This is a genomic window from Neisseria sp. P0021.S007 (assembly GCF_051956855.1).
Genome location: NZ_JBQCXA010000137.1, coordinates 1 through 1,079 on the forward strand (window position 1 = coordinate 1; position 1,079 = coordinate 1,079).

Genomic DNA, 1,079 nt, shown 5'->3' on the forward strand with positions numbered 1-1,079 from the left:
TCGCCGCCTTAGACGTGTCCGTTATCGACGAATTGCCGCCCGGGCGTACCCCGATTAAAACCCGTCTCGTCAACAACGTCCGCCGCGCCGAAGTCGAAGGCTTCGTTCTCAACATCTGCCGCAAAGGGCAGCAGGCATACTGGGTCTGTCCGCTGATTGAAGAAAGCGAAACTCTGCAACTGCAAACCGCCACCGAAACCCTCGAGCAGCTTCAGGCAGCCTTGCCCGAACTCAACATCGGCTTGGTACACGGGCGCATGAAGGCCGCCGAAAAAGCTGAAGTCATGGCGGAGTTTGCCGCAGGCCGTCTGAACGTATTGGTCGCCACTACCGTCATCGAAGTCGGCGTAGATGTGCCCAATGCCGCCTTGATGGTCATCGAACACGCCGAGCGCATGGGCTTGGCGCAGCTGCACCAATTACGCGGTCGGGTAGGGCGCGGCGCGGCAGAAAGCGTGTGCGTCCTCCTGTTTGCTGAACCCTTGAGCGAACTCGCCAAAGCGCGGTTGAAAGTCATCTACGAACACACCGACGGCTTTGAAATCGCCCGCCAAGACCTCAACATCCGCGGCCCCGGCGAATTTCTCGGCGCGCGTCAAAGCGGCGTTCCCATGCTGCGTTTTGCCAATCTTGAAGAAGACTTACACCTTTTAGAACAAGCGCGCGAAATTGCCCCTTTGCTGATTGAACAAAACCCTGAAATCGTCGAAGCACATCTGGCAAGATGGCTTTCCAGCAGGGAAGGTTATTTGGGCGTATAAAATTTTCATGAAAAGAAAAAGGCCGTCTGAAATATTTCAGACGGCCTTTGATTTGGCTGGATAGGGGTTTAGAAACCTTGCGCCAACATGGCATCAGCAACTTTGACGAAACCGGCAATGTTCGCACCATTGACATAGTTCACTTTGTCGCCGACTTTGCCGTATTTCAGGCAGGATTCGTGGATGTTGTGCATGATGTCGAATAGGCGTTGGTCGACTTCTTCACGTGTCCAAGACAGGCGGATGGCGTTTTGACTCATTTCCAAACCTGAAGTCGCTACGCCGCCGGCGTTGGAGGCTTTGCCCGGAGCGTAGAGG

At 55.1% G+C, this 1,079-nt stretch carries 1 protein-coding gene and 1 pseudogene; one reads left to right on the forward strand and one right to left on the reverse strand.

Going from position 1 to position 1,079, the window contains the following annotated elements; translation table 11 throughout:
- Window positions 1-761 (forward strand): helicase-related protein (locus ACTHUR_RS11730; protein ID WP_440398687.1); only part of this gene is annotated, 761 nt, incomplete at its 5' end.
- Window positions 762-829: 68 nt separating this feature from the next.
- On the opposite strand, the pseudogene ACTHUR_RS11735 reads toward ACTHUR_RS11730, so the two are convergent.
- Window positions 830-1,079, reverse strand: a pseudogene (locus ACTHUR_RS11735) (glutamate dehydrogenase); the annotation flags it as partial.